General features: G+C 60.5%; 1 protein-coding gene. It reads right to left on the reverse strand.

The annotated features are described in order from the left end of the window. Positions 1-501: 501 nt before the first annotated feature. Positions 502-1,911, reverse strand: a complete 1,410-nt coding sequence (locus HZB60_12960; protein MBI5060677.1) for an IS110 family transposase — start codon at positions 1,909-1,911, stop codon at positions 502-504. Between the last annotated feature and the right edge of the window lie 190 nt (positions 1,912-2,101).

Below are 2,101 nucleotides of genomic sequence, written 5' to 3' on the forward strand. Positions count from 1 at the left end.
CCGGTCTGGATTCAGCCGGGCCAGGCCGATTACACGCTGGGCCTCGCGCTGGGCTACGGTCGCACGCGCGGTGGGCGGATCGCCAACTTCAACGGCGGCCAGGTGGGTTTCAATGCCTACGCGCTACGCGGCGCAAACACCGGCTTCATCGGCGTTGGCGCGAGGATTTCGCCCACCACCCAAAGTCATTCGCTGGCCTGCACGCAGGACCACTGGTCGATGGAAGGCCGGCCCATTGCGCGGGAGATGACGCTCCGGGAGCACAACGGTAGCAGCCGACGTGAGGAGAATCCGAGCCCCGAGGCGGGGCGGCATGAGGCCAATGAACTCCCGAAACTGCCGAAAATGTCGTTTTTTAGAAAAGCCAGTACCGACTTCGCCACAGCAGTTTACAAATCCGTTCATTGGCAGGCTCATTCTGAACTTGGGAGCTTTGATTCCCGAGGAATATGGAGCCTGCCAATGAACGGTTGTTCGTTGAAATGTGCAGTTGGTTTGGGTTCAGTTGGTCGCGAGTGTCTTGGGAAGGACGACATAATCCAATGCCTTGGCCAGCTTTTGCAGCGCTTTGAGTTGTTGCTCGCGCACTCGCTCCTGATACTTGGCAATGCCTTGCTCGACGTATTCCCAACCTTGGGTCAGCACCAAGTAGATCAGCTTGGCCAGTTTGTAGGCCGTGGCCTTGATCGCCACCTTCGCGCCTCGCTTGGCCCGTATTCTCCGGTAGAAACTGGCCAGCCACGTGTGCTTGCCCACCGCCATGCATTGCACCGCTCGACATAGGATCCGGCCGGCCTGGCTCAGATACCGTTTTTCCCGCCGTCGCCGCTGGCCGCTCTGCGCGCTGCACGGGGCCACCGCCAGCCAACTGCCGAAATGCCGCCAGTCCTTCCAGCGGCTCATGTCCGTGCCGATTTCGGCCAGCAACATGGCCACGGTGGATGGGTTGAGGCACGGCAGCCGGGTCAGGTCTTTGCCGTAAATCTGCGCCATGCTCCCTTGCAGATCGTCAATGTCCAGCGCGTTATGCCGCAACTCCTTGGTCGGCCCCAACTCGGGCTTGGGTTTGCCCGTGCGCATTTGGTGGATCACTGCGGCGACCTGCTCATCGCACCGGGCGATCTGTTTCTGGTAGCCGTGGTAGCTCTCCCAAGCCAGCTCCAGCGCAAAGAGGTGTTCCTGGCGCCACAGTCCCCGCAGGGATTCCAACACGGCGGCCCGTTTGGTCTTGAGAATCTGCTCGTCGCACAACTCCAGCAGTTTCTCGGGATCCCTTTGCCCGCCCAGGATGGCCTCGATGATTCTCCGGCCGCTGGCGCCGGTGATGTCGCTGATGACCACATGCAGTTTCACGTTGAGCCGGTCCAGCGCTTTTTGCATGTGCTGCACATGCTGGGCCGCCATGCCCACCAGGTCTTCCCGCACTCGCAGATAATCCCGCAGCCGCCGGAGGTCCGCCGGGGGAACGAACCCGCTGGTCAACAGACCGTGCGCGTGCAGCACCGCCAGCCACTGGCAATCCTTCATGTCCGTCTTGCGTCCCGGGAAGTTACGGCAGTGGGCACCATTGACCACCACCACCTCAAACCCCGCCGCCTCCAGCGCGCCATAAAGATTGATCCAATAAACTCCGGTCGCCTCCATCGCCACCGTGCGCACCCCTTCGGCTTGGAAATGCCGGCAGAGTTCGCGCATTTGTTCGGTGACGGTCAGAAACACCTTGGGTTCCTTGCCCCCGACGGAGGCAAAGAATTTCTCGCTGCCCACATCGACCCCGGCGGCGTGCGGATTGAGAATCGGAAGGTCCATTGGATTTTTCATAGCGCTTTGGTTGTTTCCAAAGCCCTGCGTGCTCGCCGCGCCTTTGGTTCTGTGAACCAGACAAACCTGCCAAGCGGGATAGGCAGCCATGACCATGCCTGCCTTCACCAAATCATGCCTCTGCAACGCGACGGAGCCAATCTCCTCAACGGGTTGTCAACACCAAGCTCTTTTCGACTATGCCGCACGCACGACTTCGGAACGCCCACGAGCCTAGCCAGTTCATTGGCCTCATGCCGCTTCTTTTTGAGGCTCTGATTCTCCTCACGTCGGCTGCTAC

This window comes from candidate division KSB1 bacterium (assembly GCA_016214895.1).
Classification (GTDB): domain Bacteria; phylum Electryoneota; class RPQS01; order RPQS01; family RPQS01; genus JACRMR01.